The organism is Snodgrassella sp. ESL0304 (genome assembly GCF_013344995.1).
Lineage (GTDB): Bacteria > Pseudomonadota > Gammaproteobacteria > Burkholderiales > Neisseriaceae > Snodgrassella > Snodgrassella alvi.
Window position 1 is genome coordinate 313894 of record NZ_JAAEDR010000014.1, and the last position, 20590, is coordinate 334483.

Below are 20590 nucleotides of genomic sequence, written 5' to 3' on the forward strand. Positions count from 1 at the left end.
CCTGTAACAGGTGGCTACATCAATTATCCGGATAGCAGAATTATTCCGGCTGTATCAACCCGTTTGCAGCCGGCACTTCCGCCACAACAGGTTGTTCAGCCTGCTGTTTTGCCAGTAATTCATGCTTCACATCCAAATAACGCTGTATGGTCTGCACCAGCTCCTGCGTACCCTCACGTGCCAGTGCACTGATTTGAAATACCCGCGGGGTTGTCAGATCAAATTCAAACTGATCATCCGGCTGCGGGTAATCCCAGCCAATATCTGCCAGAAACTGAGCCACACGTTCGGCACGCTCATCATCAGCCAGCATATCAATTTTATTCAACACCAGCCAACGCGGTTTATCATGCAAAGCCTCATCATAACGGCGTAACTCTTCAATAATCGCCAGCGCCTCTGCTGCCGGTTCCACACCTTCATCGAAAGGAGCCAGATCCACCACATGCAGCAGCAAACCGGTACGCGACAAATGTTTCAGAAACCGGTGCCCCAAACCGGCACCTTCAGCAGCACCTTCAATCAACCCAGGGATATCAGCCATAACAAAACTGTGATTGTCATCACTGCGTACTACCCCCAGATTAGGATGCAACGTTGTAAACGGATAATCAGCCACTTTTGGCCGTGCAGCCGAAACTGCACTAATCAGCGTAGATTTCCCTGCATTCGGCATACCGAGCAAACCCACATCTGCCAGTACTTTTAGCTCCAGCAACAAACTGCGCGCCTCACCTTCTTCACCGGGTGTGGCCTGCTTAGGAGCACGGTTTACTGATGATTTAAAATGAATATTACCTAAGCCGCCCTTACCGCCTTTAGCCAGACATACCCTCTGACCATGATGAGTTAAATCCGCCACAACCTGTTCCGTATCAACATCACGAATCAGCGTACCTACCGGCATTCTCAACTCAATATCATCAGCTCCGCGACCATAACGGTCTGAACCATGACCTTTTTCACCGTTTTTAGCCTGATAGCGTTTAACAAAACGATACTCCACCAGGGTATTAATATTTTCATCGGCTACAGCCCAGACACTGCCGCCTCTGCCGCCATCACCGCCATCGGGGCCGCCCTTAGGCACAAATTTTTCGCGGCGGAAGCTGGCCGCACCATTGCCGCCGCGGCCGGCAACTACCTCGATTTTTGCTTCATCAATAAACTTCATATCATTCTCAGTTTGCAATATTTATGCCGGGCAACCAGTCTCAGTAATACCCTTGTGAACACCTCATAGCATGATTATAGCCAAAGTACAGAATATCTGTGCTGCCTCTTCACACCAGCTGACCTGATAACAAAAAAGCCCTGCCAGACAAGGCAGGGCTTAACATCAGTAAAAACTTACTCGTCTGCGCCGGTATACGGACGCACACTTACGGTTTTACGGTTCAGCGCGCCCTTAACGGCAAATTCCACATAACCATCCACTTTAGCGAACAGAGTGTGGTCTTTACCCATACCTACATTTTCACCCGCGTGAAAACGGGTACCGCGCTGACGAACAATAATTGAACCAGCCGGAATCAGCTCATTACCAAAGGCTTTAACGCCCAGGCGTTTGGCTTCTGAATCACGACCGTTGCGGGAGCTACCGCCTGCTTTTTTGTGTGCCATTCTGTTATTCCTTCACTCAATTAGGCAATCGCCACGATTTCAATCTGGGTAAAATTCTGGCGGTGACCCTGACGTTTCTGATAGTGTTTACGACGACGCATTTTGAAAATACGTACTTTATCGTGACGGCCATGTGCAACCACTTTAGCGGTTACTTTAGCGCCCTCAATAAAAGGCGTGCCCACTTTCACCGCTTCACCGTCAGCAATCATCAAAACTTCATTCAGTTCGATCTGGCTGTCGAGTTCTGCTGGTATCTGTTCTACTTTTAATTTTTCGCCAACGGCAACTTTATATTGTTTACCGCCGGTTTTTACGACCGCGTACATACTCAACTCCAATAGGAATTCAATTAAAAAACAAAAATTAAATTTCCGCAAAAAACGGAATTCGCGATTATATCAACGCATGATTTTACTGTCAAAACAATAATAAATATCTCATGGCATATATAGCTCAGATTAGTTAAGTCAATTAAAAATTAAGCCCTGCCGAAAGCTATTTATAGTGTCGCCGGGCATATGCAAGACCCGTTACATTCACAGACTGGTTACAGCCAAAGCAAGCCGCTCAAACTATGACATTAGATGTCTTAGATGGCGTATTAACTGCTGTCACTCAACAATCATTAGAGGAAATAATAAAAAACAGCATAACCATTCCCTTAAATATGACAAATACCGGTTTTACCTTACCGGATAATCACCAACCGGTTACTCACTATCATAATGCTTTATCGCAGCCACTCCCCATGCCAAGCCCTTATTGCATGCAATTAGATGAATCTTGGAATAACTGGATTTTATCCTATAATCCGAAACGCATATTTAATCCTGAAACCTATCATTCAGGCAGTTCCGGCACGGTTGGTAATCCACCTGATTTTATGCAATTTATTTTAGCATTAACTTCTTTAAATAATGCTTTAAGTTCCGCTAAATGAATGGATAAAATGGCGAAGTACTACATAACTGATTTATATTAATAATTTACCATACCCAGACTTGAGCTGAATTATTCATTGTCATAAAATTTGCTCTCCGGTCTACCGTACAAACACACAAAAATACTTTACAAGTATTGCAGCATAACTGCTAACCAGCTGCCGGATATACTACCATTTCTGACGGATGCACCGCTTTGAGCATAGAATTTCTGTTCCGGCCTGTGTATATATCAGCATAATTTACCTAACCGATTCACAATTGCATCTTTATTAACCCAATCTAACTTTTCTCATTTCCCAAATGAATTTCAAGTATAATAATACACAAAAGTGCCCGGCAGTTTCGGGGACACATGGCTAAAACACATCATCATTACCAGTTGCAGAAACACTAAACACATGCTTGAGAACCTGCCTTATTTCCAGAAACACCTGCCTGAAGACTTAAACCGTGTTAATGCGGTAATCAACCGTGCTGTTGAATCCGAAGTTGTCCTGATTTCACAAATAGGCCAGTATATTATCAGTGCCGGCGGTAAACGCCTGCGCCCGATAATTACCATCCTTGCCGGCAAAGCTCTGGGCTATACAGAAGACCCTCTTTTTTCACTGGCCGCCATGGTGGAATTTATCCATACCTCTACATTGCTGCACGACGATGTAGTGGATGAAAGCGACCTGCGCCGCGGCCGGGAAACTGCGAACAATCTGTTTGGCAATGCCGCTGCTGTATTGGTGGGCGATTTTCTCTACACACGAGCCTTCCAGCTGATGGTTGGCTCCGGCAGCCTCCGTATTCTCAAAGTGATGGCAGAAGCCACCAATATCATTGCTGAAGGTGAAGTCATGCAGCTGATGAATATTGGTAATATTGATGTTACTGAAGAACAGTATTTACAAGTAATCGAATACAAAACCGCCAAACTCTTTCAGGCAGCGGCACAGGTAGGTGCCATACTTGCCAAGGCTACAGAACAACAGGAACTGGCTTTAAAAAATTACGGTACATATCTGGGTTCAGCTTTCCAGATTATCGATGATGTACTGGATTACGCTGGTGATGTAGAAACCATTGGTAAAAATGTCGGCGACGATCTGGCTGAGGGCAAACCTACCCTGCCGCTGATTTACCTGCTTAATCAGGGCAGTGCTGCGGCCAAAGCCGATGTACGCCATGCTCTAGAACACGCCGACCGCAGCTATTTCAACAAAATTCACGATCACGTAATCAACTCTGATGCACTGGCTTATTGCACTATGCAAGCAAAAAAAGCCGTAGATGCCGCAATTAACTGCCTGAATGAGTTACCGGTTAATGAAACCACCCAGGCTATGCGAGATTTAGCCTTGGCATCTTTAGCCCGAATCTCTTAAAATAGCGGGCTATGGCAAATTTCAGCCATAGCCCTGTTTTTAAAAAGTCTCGCCGTAGTTCAACGGATAGAACACATGCCTCCTAAGCGTGCGATACAGGTTCGATTCCTGTCGGCGGGACCAAAGAATTGTTATTTATACATCTTAGATACAGACACATTAAAAAATATCATCTCTACTCTGTGTTTATATATATTATCAATGTGCTATTTACAAATCGCTTATTAACAAATGGATTATGATTCATTTAAAACTGGAGAACTATACCTAAAACTTTATTATAATATTTCTAATATGATGAAAGAATTTATCATCAAGAACCAATATTAACAGCTTAGCGAAATCAAATATTAATTTCATAATACAAATCAATAAACTATTTAAGCACATAGCAAAATTTCTTACCTAGCTGCTTTAAATAAATAATTGGGGTATGTGAGTGATAACCAGAAAAACAGCCTTAGTTTTATTACCTATTTTATATATTATATCTACTATAGCTCTTATATATGGTTTAGGTTATTACTATGATTTTGATCATACAGTTATTTCTACTGGTTTATTATTCTTAGGTTGTTACATATTAAGTTCGGCAAATAAATTTACTTTAATAAGTCTGTTAGTTACGTTTTCCGTATTATCATTTTATTTTCCTACAGGGATAAATTACGGCAAACCAACAGCTGATTTATTAATGCCACTATTACAAACTAATAAACTTGAAATTATTGGTTATCTCATGGCTGTCAAACAGCAAATTTTAATTACTGTAGTATTTATATTTATTCAAGGTTTAATTTATTATTTAAATAAAATTATAAAAACACAAAAAATTAAGAAAAATAAAATTTCACAATTTGTCTCAGTAATGAGCTTTATATTCTTTTATATAATAACTTTACTCGGCATTTCTTATCAGCACCTGGGAGTAAATAATAGCGCATTTTTAAAAAATGTCATATCTGCATATCAAGAAATAAATTCAATACATGAAGAAATGAAAAAATATATTGGCAGTAATAATAACAATATACGGGTAAGTCGGTTAAATGAAGATGATAATACAGAAATATTTTTAGTCGTAATCGGTGAATCTGTACGAAAAGATTATTTATCCGTATATGGCTACCCTCTCAATACTACTCCTTTTTTAAATACAGCTAATGGAATTTTTATTGATGGATTAGTGGCTGCTGGTCCGAATACAGAACAATCCTTAACTAGAACTTTATTTAAAGCTTATCCTGAGAAAAATAAGATTGACTGGGAAATTAATTTCGTTTCCTTAGCAAAAAAATCCGGGTATGAGACTTACTGGGTTAGCAATCAGGGCACAAGTGAATATGGAGATAATATTTTTTCTGCATTAGCTGGTACAACTGATAAATCCAAATTTTTAAAAAAAGGTCCATACTATACTAGCTTTAATGATGATGATCATATGTTACCCATTGTTTCGGAAGTAATAAACAAAAACAGTAACAAAAAAGTAGTTTTTGTGCATATGATGGGCTCTCATGAACCAATATGCTCGCAAATTAATGATTTTAAATCAAATTTTAAATTGAATAATCAAGCTGGCTGCTATGTGGCAAGCATTGAAAAATTAGATTTATTTATAAAAAAACTTACAGAACTTATGAAAGGAAAAAAATATAAATTAATGTATTTTTCAGATCACGGATTATCGGTTGAACCAGATCGTATTTTTCATGATCTGGGTGGTTTATTACAAGAATACCAAGTACCATTGTTTTATTTAGCTCCGGATGAAAAAAAACATATTCTGGTAAAAAAAGTGATTAGCGGATTAAATCTAATTGATTTGTACTCTACTTTCATTAATATAAAAACAAATATAACGAATGAGAATTATACCTTCCATTATGCTGATAAACTTCCGGATAACTCAAATCCAATTATTTACTGGAAAAAATACAGACGTTTTTCTGATTTAGTAAAAAATCAGCCTCCCATAACTGATATTGCAGTTGATTCGGCTAGTGTAAATATAAAACATCAATAATAAATAAGTTCCATTCACGGATGTATTAATATCGCTAATTATTTAGTTATACAGTCATAGGAGTTTATTGATTAAAAATTTTAAATAAATTTATTCTGCTATAAAAATAGCTGTATTTTCTGCTAGATTCGAAGATTTATATTACAGAAACCAGCTTTTGTTTTCATTGGCTAGAAACCACTTTCTGCATAGACTTATATTAAGTTGCAGGCTGATAAGAGTAAAATCACTCTTACTACAATAAATTTTTTAATAATTTTATCAATATACTTATTTCACGCTTAGTAATATTTTTGGTAAACAAATTTTTATTAGAGAGTTATTCTCTTTGTAAACAAACACGATAAGTCTGACATTATTTTGTCAGACTTATCGTCATTCTATTTTGCAGACAATCCAAAATACTGAATAAGTTAGGTTTACTATTTTTCCTGCTGGTAATAAATTTTATAAAACTTACGCCCGTCTTCATCCCGCCCTTTTTCAATCATATCTTTACCGCCGTGAATATAGATATGAAAATTTTTATCCAGCTTCACCACGCTTTTAAAATATTTCTCCTGCTTTTTTACCGCTTTGGGAGAAATAGCAAAGCTTTTAACCTGTTCTAATTGATTTTCCTGAGCATAATTCTGGCTGAAATCCTGATATTGCTGAATCAGATCATCATTTGCAAAAACCCGCTGCTCAAATTCCTGCAAATCAAACTGCTCATTATTTTTAAAGTAATCAACAGACCTATTCAGCAAACCGATTTTTTCTGATTTACTCGCCTCATCATCAGTATCCATGGTCTGAGCAATAAATTGCTTGGCTGTTTCCATAATCTGAGTAGTCTGATGATATTCATTATTAACAGGTCTGATACTTAAAAAATCTTCAGTCCAGTATTTGGCCTCTGCATGTTTGTTGGTATTATCTACAACAGCAACCAGATAGCCCTGCTCTGAATGCAGATTAAAAATCAGACAGCCTTTATCCAGTTTCTGAATGCTTAATCCTTCAATATCAGCTAAATCATAACCATTCTGCCGGTCTTCAACTTTCAGAATTCTCTGCTTATTTTCTGATTTAAAAATACCAATACAATCCACTACTTCATCATCTACCGTACAGTCCGCAAGATAAAATACACCCAATTCACCGGGCTTAATTTGCGGATGATTACTTTTTTCATACAGATAACGCCCCATATTTTTAGACTGATTAATAAAATCATCAATATCTGTATGCTCAAACATGGCTTTGATAATGGTATAAACCGGATTGAGCTCTAAATCAGGAAAAAAATGAAACTGATACAACTCATCAAATTTAAAATTGGAAGTAATCAATTTATTAAGTGTTTCTTCCACATTTTCATAATTACTTAATTTATCACACAGCCGCACACCATCCGCAGTACTTTTGTTGCCAATACTGTGTATGATTAATCTACTAATATTTCCAAGAACAAATTTCGGCATAGATTCAAACATTTTTATAATCAATAAACAAAATTAATAAACGCTGGTTACACCTGCGCTTATTTGCTTTTTACCAAGCTTTTCTGGATAACAAGAAAAAAAGTATTAACGCGAGGAGAACAAAAATAGCACCAACCAATCCAATATAATGAGTTGACAGTTTCACTAATACCTGGCTGCCGACAAAGGCTCCTCCACCGATACCTATATTATAAATGCCTGAATAAACAGACGTGGCAATGTCAGTCGCATCGGGCGCTGCATCGATCACTTTACTTTGCATGACCATACCAATAATGGTAATGGCTAATCCCCATATCACGCCTTGTATCATCGCGGTGTAGAGACTAAAGGAGCTAAAATAGAGTGATAATAAGCACGCCGTCAATAATATCACGGGGACAACTAATATCGCTGTCGGATATTTACTTGCGTATCGAGTAAAAATAACACTACCAATCATGCCCGAAAATCCAATAACCAATAAGAGATGGACAACAATTTCCTGACTGAATCCGCCTACTTTCATCATAAATGGTGTGATGTAAGTATAGGCAGTAAAATGTCCTGTGATAATAATAGCCGTTAATAAGTAAATATTGAGTAAGGCCGGGCGTTTTAACACTTTTGGCAGATTTTTGATTGAAATAGTATTTATACTAGGAACTTTAGGAAGTAAATAAATCAATAAAACTAAAATACCAAAGGCAATGCCACCAATACATAAAAATGTTACACGCCAACCGACTAATTCCCCTATTTTGGTACCAATAGGAATACCGAGCACCGTTGCCATTGATGTGCCAACTACGATAAAACTCATCGCTTTGGCTTTTTTGCCATTCGGCGCCAATTGAACAGCTAAAGGCGTGGTAATAGCCCAAAATACAGCATGTGCACAAGCGATACCAATACGAGCTGTCATTAAGCTATAAAAATTCCAGGCAAAACCAGCTAATAAGTGGCTGCCGATAAATAAACAAAACAGCAAAATAAGGAGCTTGCGACGCTCCATTCTGGATGTTAATACGGTTAAGGGTAAGGATAGTAATGATACTGCCCATGCATATATCGTTAATAATAACCCTGCATGAGCGACATCCATCGAAAAGCTTTCTGCAATATTAGGCAGTAAACCAACCGGTACAAATTCGGTGGTATTGAAAATAAATCCGGCAAAAGCTAAACAAAGAATCGACGACCATATCTGAGAGCGCTTTTTAGCATTGTTCATGATTTTACTTAACGACGGGATAAATTAATTGTTGGTAATTATAACTGGAGAGTAACCTTTAAAAGCTCAATTGGTATGCTAGCATTAACACCAGCAATCAACTTATCAATTAATTAAAATTCAGTAATTTATCCTAGTCACTTAGTAATACATAATTTATTAAAATTGTTGGAAACAAATTTTGTTGTCAATAACTATTGAATCAATAAAGGAATTAACAAAATACTTAAACCTAGTAAGGTTAGCAGTGTTTAGCTGTAAAGTATTTCCTTAATTTAATATTCCTCATTTCACTATCTGGATTGGCAAGATTATATTTGTCCGTATAATCATTTGAGCTCTTAATTAGTTTTATAATATGTTTCAGCCTATCAAATAACTCACCACAACTTTTTCCTACTACTTAATCTAAACTAACTTGTTGATATTTCAGTTCTACATTAAACTCAGCGTAATCAACTTTTTTCTTATCACCATCAATCAGACCAATTAGTTTAGTAAGCCTTTTTCGAAAGTAATGGTAAAAATCTTCATCTAATAGTTTCTGACGACATTGTTGTTCAAACTTCGACAAAATTATTTCATCTTCAAGGTTGATGTTTTTGCTTGTTTGTGTCATTTACTTTCAAGATTTCGATATTTTTAAAATAATATTTTAAATGGTAGATTTATCAAATTTAAAATTGGAAGTAATTAACTTATTAAATGATTCTTCTACATTTTTCTAATTACTTAACTCATCAAACATCCGTATACCATCCGCAATACTTTTGTTACCGACCCGACATCATGAATCACTAAATTTTCTATTTTACCTAAATGAATATAATGCATTTATTTATTCAATCTTTAACCACTTCTTAATTAAAATCTTTCTATCAATAATATGAAAATATTAGGTAATATAAATTATTTAATTTATAAAAATTTTATTATAATTATTTTTTTATAATATTTGATACTGTATTTTATTTTTCGTATATAAAAGTATAGGGAGTTAAAGAATTGATTATCGATAAAAATGATATTTTACAAAAAGCAAAACAATGGTTTAAAAACTCTATTGCTCAAAATCATATTAAAAATACTAAAAAATTAGCTAATCCAAAAAATTTTATAATCAATCCATTTTTAGGTAAGTATCTGGCACATTTTCTAACAGGAAATTCCAATCCAGAAAGTATAGCTAAGGCACTTGTGTTACCAAGAGCTTTAGGCACATCAATAAACACATCATTTGGAACAAATATGCAAACATTTACAAGTACTGTTTTAGAAGGATTTGGTAGTGTTATCCCAGGAATTGATATTGAATTTATGGATCAAGTCGACAAAGAATGGAAATATTGCCAACTAAAAGCCGGACCAAATACAATTAATAAAGATGATGTTGAAACTATTGCAAATCATTTTAAAGATGTCATTAATTTGGCAAAACAAAATCGAAAGCGAATCAGTTTTGATGATATGGTTATTGGTGTTATTTATGGTGAAGAATCAGATCTAAGCACACATTATAAAAATATCACAAAAAAACATCATTATCCTGTAATTATAGGAAAAGAATTTTGGTATAGACTGACTGGTGATAAAGATTTTTATAATGATCTAATAAATGCAATAGATTCGGTTGCTTGTGAAGCCAATTATGGTCAAGAATTACAAAATATAATTTCAGAATTGGCCAAATCAGAAAAAATACAGAATTTAAATAACCATGAATAAGGTTTGACAGTCCAAATTTACTAATATAAATTGATAACCATGAGTAATCTTATATATATTAAGTAAACAATGATTCCTGATTTTTATACTATTGCACAAGTTGCTGATATTCTTAGTACATCAAAAGAAACACTTCGACGCTGGGATAAAAGTGGTAAGTTAGTACCATCAAGAAATGATGAGAATAATTATAGACTTTACCATCGTTCACAATTAGAACAATTTGAAGAAGCTCAATTATTATTTAATAGTGCGTGGGAAGATGAGTTAAAAATTAAACCTCAAAAAAAGTATAATTTAATTGAACTATTTGCGGGTGCAGGTGGTTTAGCAATAGGAATGGAAAAAGCCGGTTTTAATACGGTGTTATTAAGTGAATTAGATAAATTCGCTTGTCAAACTCTACGCATAAATCGCCCTAAATGGAATATTATAGAAGGAGATATTAATAAAATTGATTTCCAAAAATATCATAATTCAATTGATATAGTTTCAGGTGGATTTCCATGTCAAGCATTTTCTTATGCCGGGCAAAAACGAGGTTTTGAGGATGCTAGAGGGACTCTTTTTTTTGCATTTGCAAGAGCTATTGATGAAATTAAACCTAAAGTTTTTTTAGCAGAAAATGTTAAAGGTTTACTTAATCATGATAACGGTAAAACGCTTAATACAATTAAAAGAATTATTAATGATATTGGGTATGTTCTTGTTGAACCTAGAATACTTAAAGCCATCTTTTATCAAGTCCCACAAAAAAGAGAAAGACTTTTTTTAATAGGAATACGAAAAGATATAGCTGATAAAGTGAAATATAACTGGCCTTCTCCATATAATAGAATAATGACATTAATAGATGCGCTAAAGAAGGGAGATTTATATGATTGCGACGTACCAGTAACAGTTGGAGCCAAATATCCAAAACGTAAAGCTGAAATATTAAGTTTTGTTCCAGAAGGCGGATATTGGAAAGATCTTCCTGAGAATTTGCAACGTGAGTATATGAAGAAAAGCTTTTTTCTAGGTGGGGGAAAAACCGGAATGGCGCGTCGTTTAGCATGGAACGAACCATCATTAACACTCACCTGTTCTCCAGCACAAAAACAAACAGAACGTTGTCATCCTGATGAAACAAGACCACTTACTATCAGGGAATATGCAAGAATACAAACATTTCCAGATAACTGGCAATTTGCAGGATCATTAAGTAATCAATATAAACAAATTGGCAATGCTGTCCCTATAAATTTAGCTTATGCTGTTGGACGTTCATTAATTAAACTTTTAAATGATATTGATAATACATTAAATTAAAAAATCTTTAATTTAATTATTTCAAGCTTTATTTCGAAATAACTTCAATTGTTACAATAATTTTTTTAATGAATGAAATAAATATATGCATATATAAATTAAATAATTTTATTTTCTATAAAAATAAAACTTTTATTACACATAGTTAACAATGAAGTATTAAATTCAAAAACAAGGAAATTTCATATGGCTTCTAGCCCAACACTACTCCCCATCACCGAAATTGCCCGCAACAGCAGCATTCCTGAACAATACCTTATTCCTTACGGCCATGAGGTAGCCAAAGTAGATTTAAGGGTGATTCAGCCGGATAGCAAACAGGGTAAGCTGGTGCTGGTGTCTGCTATTACGCCGACACCGCTGGGAGAAGGTAAAACAGTAACCACCATCGGGCTGAGTCAGGGGCTGAACTTTATCGGTAAGAAAGCGATTGCCTGTATCCGCCAGCCCAGTCTGGGGCCGGTATTCGGGGTAAAAGGCGGTGCAGCCGGCGGCGGTAAGGCACAGGTTTTGCCGATGGAAAAGCTGAATCTGCATTTAACCGGTGATATTCACGCTATTACTGCGGCTCATGATCTGGCTTCTGCGGCACTGGATGCACGCTTATACCATGAAGAACATCTGGGCGAGGAGTTTACGGCACAAACCAAGCTGTCGCGGCTGAATATTGATAAAAACCGGATTGTCTGGAAACGGGTAATCGACCACAACGATCGTGCATTGCGCCGGATTAAAGTAGGTGTGGGCGGTGGTGTTAATGGTGTGGAGCGTGAAGACGGGTTTGAGATTTCTGCTGCGTCCGAATTAATGGCGATTCTGGCTCTGGCGACGGATTTACAGGATATGCGCCAGCGTATCGGGCGGATTATTCTGGCTTATGATACTCAGGGCAATCCGGTTACGGCAGAAAAACTTCAGGTAGCCGGTGCGATGACGGTGTTATTGAAAGATGCGATTAATCCGAATCTGATGCAGACGGCAGAACAGACCCCTGTACTGATTCATGCCGGACCGTTTGCCAATATTGCCCATGGTAATTCTTCGGTGCTGGCGGATATGGTCGGTCTGCAAGTGGCGGATTATGTGGTAACAGAAGCTGGTTTCGGCTCTGATATGGGCATGGAGAAATTCTTTAATATTAAATATCGCCAGACAGGTGTGGCGCCTTCATGCATTGTATTGGTAGCCACGGTACGCAGTCTGAAATCGAATAGCGGCCGGTTTAATATTAAGCCGGGTCAGCCGTTACCGGCAGAAGTTACTCAGTGTAATGTTGAGCTGCTGGCTGAAGGCAGTGCTAATCTGGGCTGGCACATTCAGAATGCGAAAAGCTATGGCCTGCCTGTGATTGTGGCTATTAACCGCTTCCCGTACGACCATCAGGAAGAGCTGGATTTTGTACGCCAGTATGCGCTGGAACACGGTGCCTGCGCATGTGAAATCAGTGATGCGTTTACTCAGGGTGGTGCGGGCACTCAGGCTCTGGCTCAGCATGTAGTCGCTGCCTGCAATCAGGAAAATTCGGTTAATCTGCCCTATGCTGACAATATGCCGCTGCCGGAAAAAATTCAGACCATGGTGAAGAAATACGGCGCGCGTCAGGCTAATCTGTCGGCACAGGCTTTGCAGAATATTGAAGAAATCAAAGAGCTTAAGCTTGATCATTTACCGTTATGCATGGTGAAAACACCATTATCTATCAGTGCAGACCCGAATCTGAAAAATGTTCCGACAAATTTTGATGTTGAAATTGCCCGTTTACAGGTATCAGCCGGTGCGGGCTTTATCCGTGTATATGCGGGTAATGTGATGACTATGCCGGGGCTGGGTACTCTGCCTGCTTATCAACAGATTGATATTGATGCTGAAGGTAATATTGTCGGTTTACATTAAAATTTAACAGAGCCGCCGGTCGGTTGCCGGCTGAGTGACAATTCATGCTTATGCCACAAGAGTTTTATGCTTTTGTGGCATTTTTATGTATATTAGTCTGAATTCAGCAGCCATGAACATCTGAGCCTTGGATAAAGATTATGGCTTATGGCCAAAATCTGGCTGCAATACCGATTATAAGGTTAAGATTAATTCAGCGCGGCTTATATGGTATTGTTCTGATTATTATTTATGTTTAGATTATAAACTATAGTTGTTATTATTAATTTTAAAGTTGAAAATCATTAAATATAAATTTAAAAGTTAATTAATTTATCTATACTTTAAATTATTAAGTGTAATTTATCATTTAAATTAATACTTTTTAAGTTTTATATTACAAATGTATTTTCAATGTGCTTTTTTTAATCTAAAATTATAAAAAGCTTACCGATTATTCTGATAAGTCTAACCGGTAAGCCACAATTCAGATTTCCGTATGTCTGTTGTGTTTTATTTATTCCGTTTAAGCCAGAGGTTGCAGTAATGCATCGAATGCATCCACAAACTGTTGTAAGCCTTCTTGCTGCAAGCGCACTGCGAGGGATTCAAGATTAATACCCAGCTTCTGAATTTCAATCAGTATGTTTTTAGCCTGCTGTACATCCTGTGTCAGTGTGGTATCGGCATGTCCATGATCGATAAAGGCATTAAGCGTGTTGGTGGGTACGGTATTAATGGTATCAGCACCAATAATATTTTCTACATAGCAAACATCGGAATACGCCGGATTTTTAGTCCCTGTGGATGCCCATAGCAAACGCAGTGGTGCTGCCTGCTGTGCAGCCAGATCGGTAAATTCACGGCTCTGGATAAATTCCTGCCATTCAGCATAAGCTGTTTTGGCCAGTGCAATGGCGGTTTTACCCTGCAAAGATTCCGGCAGAGTAATGTCCAGAGCGCTGTCAATGCGGGACAGGAAAAAGCTGGCGACTACCTGAATACGGTTAACCGGCAGATTTTGTGCCAGACGCTGGCGAATGCCGGCAGTGTGTGCCTTCCATGCTTTGCTAAGCTGGGTTTTAGAAAACAACAGGGTCAGGTTAACATTAATGCCCTGTGCAACCAGTGTGGTTAATGCCTGTATTCCGCTGTCTGTGGCTGGTACTTTTATCATGACATTGGGTCGGTTAAGAACTTCCCATAGTCGCTGGGCTTCGGTAACGGTAGCCTGAGCATCATCGGCCAGATCTGGCGCCACTTCAAGGCTGACAAATCCGGCTTTACCCTGACTGCGTTCATACAAGGGCAGACAGACATCACATGCAGCCTGTACATCGGCCACGGCCAGTTGTTCATAACGCTGTTTAGGGGACAGCGGCTGCTGTTTTAGCTGGTTAATATCATTCTGGTAAAGGGTATCGCTGGCAAAGGCTTTTTGAAAAATAGCCGGATTGGAAGTCACGCCACTGATACCCGCCTCAAGCATGTGTGCCAGTTCACCTGACTGAATCAGGTTTCTGGAAAGATTATCCAGCCAGATTTGCTGCCCCAATGTATTGACTTGTGCTAATACGGCCATATTATTTCCTTATAGTAAATATATGTTAGATATGTTTTATTAAGGTTAATCAATCGATTAAACTGGTTATTCATGAATTATGGATTACTCTAACGAGGATGGTGTAATTTGACAAGTTCCGAAGCAAACAAAATAACCGGTATCAGGTTATAATCCGGTTAACTTTATTGTGTTTTCGTTTGCTTATTATTACTGCTGATGATGTTATGAATTTACAGGATAAATATTTAGGCTGGGGTAAAGAAGTTTTTGCTATTGAAGAGCAGTCGATACGTGAAGTTGCCAATAGTCTGGATGAGCATTTTGCTGAGGCGGTAACCACTATTCTGAACTGCCGCGGACGGGTGATTATCACCGGTATGGGCAAAAGCGGCCATATCGGGCGTAAGATTGCCGCTTCGATGGCGTCTACTGGTACACCGGCTTATTTTGTACATCCGGCTGAAGCAGGACACGGCGATCTGGGTATGATTGTTGATGGCGATGTGCTGATAGCATTATCCAATTCTGGTGAAAGCGAGGAAATTCTGGCGCTGATACCGGCCATCAAACGTAAGCATGTGCAGTTGATCTGTATAACTGGTAAAACCAGTTCGAGTATGGCGAAACATGCGGATATCCATTTATGCGCACATGTATCACAGGAGGCCTGTCCGTTAGGGCTGGCTCCAACATCCAGTACGACGGCGGTAATGGTATTGGGTGATGCGCTTACTGTGGCACTGCTGCGTGCACGCCAGTTTACACCTGAAGATTTTGCGCTAAGCCATCCTGCCGGCAGTTTGGGTAAACGCCTGTTGTTAACGGTGGCTGATGTTATGCATGGCGGCCAAGATATGCCTCTGGTACAGGAAGATACGCCTTTGCGTGAAGCCATTGTTACCATGAGTGAAAAAGGTTTGGGAATGCTGCTGGTAGTCAATACTGCCGGAGAGCTTTGCGGTTTATTTACAGACGGTGATTTACGCCGTTTATTTCAGGATAACCAGCAATTAAAGGAATGGCTGATGGCCGATGTAATGGGACATACCCCTAAAACCATCTCTGCCGACCGACTGGCGACGGAAGCCCTGAAAATCATGCAGGAGAATCATGTAAACGGGCTGGCAGTAATTGATGCAAATAATCGTCCGGTTGGTGCACTGAATATGCATGATTTATTACAGGCACGGATTGTTTAAATGCGTGCGAATGTTATGACTGAGGAATGCCGATGATTACGATGATGTCTGCCAGTGCGGTGGTTGAAGCTGCCCGGAAAATCAGGCTGTTTATTATGGATGTAGACGGCGTACTGACTGACGGTCGTATTTTTATCCGTGATAACGGCGAGGAAATCAAATCATTCCATACACTTGACGGCCACGGATTGAAGATGTTGCACCGCCACGGCATTCAAACGGCAATTATTACCGGACGCGACGCACCCTCTGTCGGTATCCGGGTACAGCAGCTTGGCATCGGATATTATTTTAAAGGTATTTCGGATAAACGCAGCTGTTATCGGCAATTATTACAGCAGCTTGGTTTAGATGAGCAGCAATGTGCTTATATCGGTGATGATGTCGTAGACTTACCGGTTATGAAACATTGCGGGCTGGCAGTTGCAGTACCCGGTTCTCATCCTTTGGTGTTACAGCATGCTGATTATGTTACTCGTGCGCCCGGTGGAGCCGGTGCAGTACGTGAAGTCTGTGATTTATTACTGGATGCACAGGGCTTTCTGGCTCAGGATATGGCGGAGTATCTGGCATGAATGTGATTCGCAGCCGCAGTAACTGGGCATTCCCGCTGATTCTGGCCGTAGCCCTTGGCGGCATAAGCTTCTGGCTAGACCGGATTACTGATATCAAGACAGTGGAAGTTCCCCTGAATCCGAAAGAGCCTAAATATGTGATTAATTTAATCGACGGTGAACGGTATGATGAGCACGGACAGTTAAGTGAAACCATTCACGCCACTGCTGCCCGGCAGTTTCCGCAGCAAACTGTTATTTATATTGATAATCCCAATATGGGATTATATAAAAACGGTGCTGAACTTTATCGTATTAAGGCCAATACCGGACAGTACTATACCGACAGCCGCAAGGTAGATTTACTGGGACAGGTAGTCTGGAACAAAAATCCGGTGGGAAATGAACCGGCAGGACAGCTGGAAACCAGTGTATTACATGTTGATACACAAACTCAGGTAATCAAAACTGATGCACAGGTTTCTTACCAGTATGGTATATCTCACGGTACATCACAAGGTTTCGAATACGACAAACAACGCGGCTTTCTGAATTTACCCGCACGCGTAAAGGCGATTATTTATGACCCGCACTCTCATTAACGGCAAAATTTTAGCAGTCTTTTGTCTGCTTGCCGGCAGTATGCATGCATGGGCACTGGAAAGTGACCGGCAGCAACCTATTCAGATTGAAGCCGATCAGGGCTCCCTGGATAAACAGAATCAGACAACCGTATTTACCGGTAATGTAAAAATGCGGCAGGGCAGTATGTATATGAATGCAGCCCGTATCACTGCGCATAAGGATAATGCCGGTAACCAGACAATTATTGCTGATGGCAAGCCTGCTACGTTTGGACAACAGCTGGAAAAAGACGGCATGGTAACCGGTCACGGAGATAATGTACATTATGAAAGCCTGAGCGGTATTGTTACGATTACCGGTAATGCTCAGGTAAACCGTGGTGGTGATATGGCACGCGGTGCAGTAATTGTTTATAACACCAATACTGAGGTTTATACCGTTAAAAGCGCGCCTAAAGGCCGGGTACACGTTATTATCCAACCGCAACAGAAAAAGAAATAATCCATACTCATGAATGTAATGCCTACTGTGCCGCCAAGTCAGCTTCGTGTCAGCGGTCTAAAAAAAAGTTTTAAACAGCGTCAGGTAGTTAACGATGTCACACTGGAAGTCAACAGTGGCGAAGTAATCGGACTGCTTGGTCCGAATGGTGCCGGTAAAACCACCAGCTTCTATATGATTGTAGGCCTGATAGCGGCTGATAGCGGCAATATTATGCTAGATGGGCAGGAAATTACTCATCGTCCGGTTTATGAGCGGGCTCGTCTGGGTTTGGGATATCTGCCCCAACAACAATCAATCTTCCGTAAAATGACAGTAGCCCAAAATATCAATGCTATTCTGGAAATTAATTATCCGCCGGAAAAACGAGCCGAACAGCTGGAACTGCTACTGGCCGACCTGCATATTGAGCACTTGCGCAACAATGTTGCACGTTCCCTGTCTGGCGGTGAACAGCGTCGAGTCGAAATTGCGCGGGCACTAGCTATCAATCCACGTTTTATTCTGCTTGATGAACCGTTTGCCGGCGTTGATCCGATAGCATTGATTGATATTCAGAATCTGATTTCTTTCCTGAAACAGCGTGGTATCGGCACACTGATTACTGACCATAATGTACGTGAAACCCTGCGCATCTGTGACCGCGCATATATTATTAATCAGGGTAGTGTACTGGCTTCCGGTGTACCGGAAGAGCTGGTTAATAATGAACAGGTACGCGCTGTTTATCTGGGTGAGCATTTCGAGTATTAACTGCTTATGCAAAGGCCAGCTACTCATCTCCGACTCAGTCTTACAACCCGCCTTAGTCCGAAGCTGCAACAATCGCTACAGGTGTTGCAGCTATCTACGCTGGAATTGCAGGAACTGGTAGCCGGCTGGCTGGCGGATAATCCTTTTCTTGAGGAAGTAGAAAATACATCTGAAGACAGCTTTTCCGATACTCAGTATGTACAGCCGCCACAGCTGGGTATTATGCAAGACGAAAGTGATATCTGGGACACGCTGGCCGACAATCCTGATATGTATGAATTGCTACGCCGGCAGGTATGTGAATACAATCTGGATGACGTTACGGCAGCACAGGTGTATTTTCTGATAGAGAATCTGAATGAGCAGGGTTATCTGGACAGCAGTTTAACTGATCTGGTAGAAAATGCACCGCTGGAATGGCGGCTGGACGAAACAGAGCTGGCACAGGCGCTGACGATTCTGCAGCAGTTTGAGCCTACTGGTGTTGGTGCTCGGAATTTACAGGAATCTCTGTTACTGCAACTGGATAATCTGTCTGCTGAATCTGTCGATAATGATGAAATTCATACCTGCGCGCGCTTACTGATTAGCAAACACTTTGGTCAATGGCTGAGTACCCATCAGTTCAGACAACTTTGTCGGCAACTGCCCCAGTTTTCTGCAAACACACTTGAAGCAGCCTGTAAACTCATTAGCGCACTGAATCCTTATCCCTGTTACGGATTACCTGATCGTAATGGTATTCTGTCTGTACGCCCTGATATGGAAGTTTATATCAATAAGAGTGGCAAATGGCAGATACGCCTTTTGCATGATACTTTTCCTCAGCTGAGAATAGAACCCGGTGTCGAAGAGTGGATAGAGCAAAAAAGCACAGAAATGGATAGTATGTGTAAAAACAAATGGCAGGAAGCACAAACGTGTCTTCACAGCCTGCAGATGCGTAAAACCACTCTGCAACGATTGGGCGAATGGATTTTGCAGCAACAGCAGGATTTTTTCAATTTTGGTTCTCTGGCGCTGGCTCCCTTAACCATTAAAGAAACAGCTCAGGCTCTTGAACTGGCAGAGAGTACTGTTTCACGGGCAATCAATCAAAAATACCTGACCTGTTCACAAGGTGTTTTTCCTCTGCGCTATTTTTTCAACCAGTCTGTTGCAGCAATGGATGATGGAACAGGTAACAGTCAGACAGCAATTAAATCACTGCTGCAAAGTATAATTAACGGAGAAGACCCGCAACATCCCTATTCTGATACACATTTGGTAAATCAGCTGGCTAAGCAGGGTATTAATCTGGCCCGGCGCACAGTTGCAAAATATCGTGAGGACTTGAAAATTCCTCCGGCGCACCAACGTAAAGTACAGTACACTAATCATTAATTTTCAGTTAACTTCCATAAAATTTATCCTGTTTTTTCCTAAACCCTTTAAAAAGGATCAGGCTATGAATCTTAAATTTATCGGACAGAATCTTGATGTTACCGCAGCTCTGAAAGACTACACACTGAATAAGCTGGAGCGCATTATCCGTCATGCCGATCAGGTCATCAGCGCAACTGTTACTTTCTCTGTATTTAAAGTACAGAAAAAAGCTGAAATTGATTTGCATCTTTCCGGTAAAGATATCCATATTGAATGTCTGGATAATGATATGTATGCTGCTATCGATTGTCTGATGGATAAACTGGACAGGGCTGTGATTAAATATAAACAAAAAAGGCAGCCTTCACATCAGACACCGGAAATATGTACTGATACGGATACTGCTACTGAACTTGAATAATCGACAGATATTTTGAATATTTCTCTAAAATACATTTGTGATTTTGATTGCAGTTTTTTACTAAACTGCTT

The 20590-nt window shown here is 39.6% G+C and carries 20 protein-coding genes and 1 tRNA gene; 14 read left to right on the forward strand and 7 right to left on the reverse strand.

Features of this window, described 5'->3' with window-relative positions:
- Positions 1-40: 40 nt before the first annotated feature.
- The 3 genes from obgE to rplU form a co-directional block, all read right to left on the reverse strand.
- Positions 41-1174, reverse strand: a complete 1134-nt coding sequence (gene obgE / locus GYX91_RS08165; RefSeq protein ID WP_174830556.1) for a GTPase ObgE — start codon at positions 1172-1174, stop codon at positions 41-43.
- Between the two features lie 176 nt (positions 1175-1350).
- Complete coding sequence (rpmA, locus tag GYX91_RS08170) at positions 1351-1623, reverse strand: 50S ribosomal protein L27 (RefSeq protein WP_025331257.1); 273 nt, start codon at positions 1621-1623, stop codon at positions 1351-1353.
- Positions 1624-1643: 20 nt separating this feature from the next.
- Entirely contained in the window at positions 1644-1952 is a 309-nt protein-coding gene (gene rplU, locus GYX91_RS08175; protein ID WP_025331258.1) for a 50S ribosomal protein L21, read from the reverse strand.
- A gap of 248 nt (positions 1953-2200) precedes the next feature.
- Between rplU and GYX91_RS08180 the strand changes: the two genes are divergently transcribed.
- The 4 genes from GYX91_RS08180 to GYX91_RS11235 all read left to right on the forward strand — a co-directional run bounded on the left by GYX91_RS08180 (position 2201) and on the right by GYX91_RS11235 (position 5969).
- Positions 2201-2566, forward strand: coding sequence for a serine hydrolase (locus GYX91_RS08180; protein WP_174830557.1), 366 nt, complete (start codon positions 2201-2203; stop codon positions 2564-2566).
- A 402-nt stretch (positions 2567-2968) separates the two neighbouring features.
- The gene (locus GYX91_RS08185) at positions 2969-3943 is read left to right on the forward strand and encodes a polyprenyl synthetase family protein (protein WP_084547548.1); all 975 of its coding nucleotides are present in this window, start codon (positions 2969-2971) and stop codon (positions 3941-3943) included.
- 48 nt (positions 3944-3991) lie between these two features.
- Positions 3992-4066 (forward strand) — tRNA-Arg (locus GYX91_RS08190).
- Between the two features lie 316 nt (positions 4067-4382).
- Positions 4383-5969 carry a phosphoethanolamine transferase gene (locus GYX91_RS11235; RefSeq protein WP_174830558.1) on the forward strand — a complete coding sequence of 529 codons (1587 nt, stop codon included), beginning with the start codon at positions 4383-4385 and terminating at the stop codon, positions 5967-5969.
- Positions 5970-6391: 422 nt separating this feature from the next.
- Here GYX91_RS11235 and GYX91_RS08200 read toward each other — a convergent pair whose 3' ends face one another.
- The 3 genes from GYX91_RS08200 to GYX91_RS08210 all read right to left on the reverse strand — a co-directional run bounded on the left by GYX91_RS08200 (position 6392) and on the right by GYX91_RS08210 (position 9288).
- Positions 6392-7447, reverse strand: a complete 1056-nt coding sequence (locus GYX91_RS08200; protein WP_202983735.1) for a nucleoid-associated protein — start codon at positions 7445-7447, stop codon at positions 6392-6394.
- Between the two features lie 58 nt (positions 7448-7505).
- Positions 7506-8669: a sugar transporter gene (locus GYX91_RS08205; protein ID WP_174830559.1), complete on the reverse strand. Its 1164-nt coding sequence runs from the start codon at positions 8667-8669 to the stop codon at positions 7506-7508.
- A 403-nt stretch (positions 8670-9072) separates the two neighbouring features.
- The gene (locus GYX91_RS08210) at positions 9073-9288 is read right to left on the reverse strand and encodes a hypothetical protein (RefSeq protein WP_041878887.1); all 216 of its coding nucleotides are present in this window, start codon (positions 9286-9288) and stop codon (positions 9073-9075) included.
- 386 nt (positions 9289-9674) lie between these two features.
- On the opposite strand from GYX91_RS08210, the gene GYX91_RS08215 reads away from it, so the two are divergent.
- The 3 genes from GYX91_RS08215 to GYX91_RS08225 all read left to right on the forward strand — a co-directional run bounded on the left by GYX91_RS08215 (position 9675) and on the right by GYX91_RS08225 (position 13598).
- Positions 9675-10394 carry a PmeII family type II restriction endonuclease gene (locus GYX91_RS08215; RefSeq protein ID WP_194240754.1) on the forward strand — a complete coding sequence of 240 codons (720 nt, stop codon included), beginning with the start codon at positions 9675-9677 and terminating at the stop codon, positions 10392-10394.
- 69 nt (positions 10395-10463) lie between these two features.
- Positions 10464-11705, forward strand: coding sequence for a DNA (cytosine-5-)-methyltransferase (dcm, locus tag GYX91_RS08220; RefSeq protein ID WP_041878889.1), 1242 nt, complete (start codon positions 10464-10466; stop codon positions 11703-11705).
- A gap of 186 nt (positions 11706-11891) precedes the next feature.
- Complete coding sequence (locus GYX91_RS08225) at positions 11892-13598, forward strand: formate--tetrahydrofolate ligase (protein ID WP_174830560.1); 1707 nt, start codon at positions 11892-11894, stop codon at positions 13596-13598.
- A 505-nt stretch (positions 13599-14103) separates the two neighbouring features.
- Here the strand turns inward: GYX91_RS08225 and tal are convergent.
- Positions 14104-15159 (reverse strand): transaldolase, encoded by a 1056-nt coding sequence (gene tal, locus GYX91_RS08230; RefSeq protein ID WP_174830561.1) that lies wholly within the window; start codon positions 15157-15159, stop codon positions 14104-14106.
- Positions 15160-15365: 206 nt separating this feature from the next.
- Here tal and GYX91_RS08235 point away from each other — a divergent pair, with 206 nt between their 5' ends.
- From GYX91_RS08235 to hpf, 7 genes are all read left to right on the forward strand, one after another.
- On the forward strand, positions 15366-16340 hold the full coding sequence (locus tag GYX91_RS08235; RefSeq protein WP_174830562.1) for a KpsF/GutQ family sugar-phosphate isomerase: 975 nt from the start codon (positions 15366-15368) through the stop codon (positions 16338-16340).
- A 41-nt stretch (positions 16341-16381) separates the two neighbouring features.
- Positions 16382-16915, forward strand: a complete 534-nt coding sequence (gene kdsC, locus GYX91_RS08240) for a 3-deoxy-manno-octulosonate-8-phosphatase KdsC (RefSeq protein WP_025331270.1) — start codon at positions 16382-16384, stop codon at positions 16913-16915.
- Complete coding sequence (lptC, locus tag GYX91_RS08245) at positions 16912-17496, forward strand: LPS export ABC transporter periplasmic protein LptC (protein ID WP_037392710.1); 585 nt, start codon at positions 16912-16914, stop codon at positions 17494-17496. Before kdsC ends, lptC begins: the two co-directional genes overlap by 4 nt.
- Entirely contained in the window at positions 17477-17980 is a 504-nt protein-coding gene (gene lptA, locus GYX91_RS08250) for a lipopolysaccharide transport periplasmic protein LptA (RefSeq protein WP_037392713.1), read from the forward strand. The genes lptC and lptA overlap by 20 nt, the downstream gene beginning before the upstream one ends.
- Positions 17981-17989: 9 nt before the next feature.
- Positions 17990-18733 carry an LPS export ABC transporter ATP-binding protein gene (gene lptB, locus GYX91_RS08255; protein WP_078475710.1) on the forward strand — a complete coding sequence of 248 codons (744 nt, stop codon included), beginning with the start codon at positions 17990-17992 and terminating at the stop codon, positions 18731-18733.
- A 6-nt stretch (positions 18734-18739) separates the two neighbouring features.
- Entirely contained in the window at positions 18740-20116 is a 1377-nt protein-coding gene (gene rpoN / locus GYX91_RS08260; RefSeq protein WP_084552096.1) for an RNA polymerase factor sigma-54, read from the forward strand.
- Positions 20117-20180: 64 nt separating this feature from the next.
- Positions 20181-20519 carry a ribosome hibernation-promoting factor, HPF/YfiA family gene (gene hpf, locus GYX91_RS08265; RefSeq protein WP_084552097.1) on the forward strand — a complete coding sequence of 113 codons (339 nt, stop codon included), beginning with the start codon at positions 20181-20183 and terminating at the stop codon, positions 20517-20519.
- The last annotated feature ends 71 nt before the right edge of the window (positions 20520-20590 follow it).